Annotated in this window: 1 protein-coding gene; it reads left to right on the plus strand. The window is 51.8% G+C overall.

The window, feature by feature from the left end; translation table 11 throughout:
- Positions 1–880: 880 nt before the first annotated feature.
- The coding region (locus AC3B8H_RS21340) for a hypothetical protein (protein ID WP_488443514.1) at positions 881–1,395 on the plus strand (515 nt) is incomplete at its 3' end.

Genomic DNA, 1,395 nt, shown 5'->3' on the forward strand with positions numbered 1-1,395 from the left:
CTGCTCAAACGGCAAGGCTGACTTGTAAGAACAGACTGTTCGATGCTCATCAGAGATCGCTGGCTATCAGGAGCAAATGGCTGGGTGTTAAGCGCGGACGGATTGCCTGTTAGAGCAACCCGCTTGCCTGTCCAAATGGGAATCATGCCAAACCAATAAGCATCGGAGCCATTCCGAGTTAGAACGACTTGTCGATTCGACCTGTGGCCCTCATCCGCACCTGATAAGGGACAACCTACAAGCCCTCTGAAAAGTCTGGAAGGGCATATGTTCCCGAGCCATATTCCGCTCAGATTGATTGAAATATCGGCATTGGAAATCCCGAAGCCAATAGCCAATTTCGTTCGTAACTATTCAGCATCCGCCAAAAAACAGGCGGTTTACTCCCTCTCCGGCGGGCTAACGACCTATCTTTCTTCAAAACCTTTATGGATCGTTCTTAACATACAAGGGCGGGGGTGAGGAGGATAAAATGGGCAAAATGCTTGGTTTTATCTCCCCTCACCCTCTCACCCGCTGGAGAGGATCTGTAATGCTTCGAGCTGAATAATTACTTTCGTTCAAGGCTGGAACGATCTATTCATCAAAAACGCAGCCTTCGGCCTTTTGCGCGACTTCGAATCAAAGCGACTTCCATGTCCTGACGTCAACTAGAAAAGCGGGGACAACGAGCGCAATGCCTCGTCTAACAGATCGCCAGGAGTTGGAAATCTTGACCTTCTGTGCTATATAGACTTGTACCCATTCCTGAAATAATTCTCAAGTATCCTCGTGTCCCAGGACGGAAACACCCCCTCCCCGAATTCATCGTACTTTTAACCGCTTGCAAGCCTTGGTCGGCGAAACATTGGTATGCCAAGCCAGCTTTTAGGAGAAGTTTATGTCAATAAGACTGTTAGTCAGTGTCGCGTCGCTTTGTTTCTGTTCGGTATCCCTAGCCAAAGATTTCTACGTCGCCAGGAACGGCGACGATAGACTGGACGGTTCCTCCACCACGATCAATGCCGCCGCCAAAACCGGGCCGTTCAAAACCCTCGCCAAGGCTCAGCAAGCGGTGCGCGACCTGAAAGCGGCCGGCAACCTGACCGAAGCCGTGACGATACACATTGGCGCCGGCACCTTTCAATTGAAAGCACCATTGGAGCTTAACGAAGCCGATTCGGGAGAAGCTGGGAAGGAGATTACCTGGCAAGGCGAAAAAGGCGCCACGCTGATTACCGGCGGCGTATTATTAACCGGCTGCCAAGCTTACGACGCCGAAAACCCCGAGCAAATCCTCAGCTGCCCTCTGGATACCGCGACAACCGACGGCATAACCGCCGAGGACAACAGCCGCATCAAAGGCAACGGCCCGGCGTTCGAACTGTTTTTAAACGAGTACCGAATGCAGCCGGC

It is taken from the genome of Methylomonas sp. BG-2 (assembly GCF_057766305.1).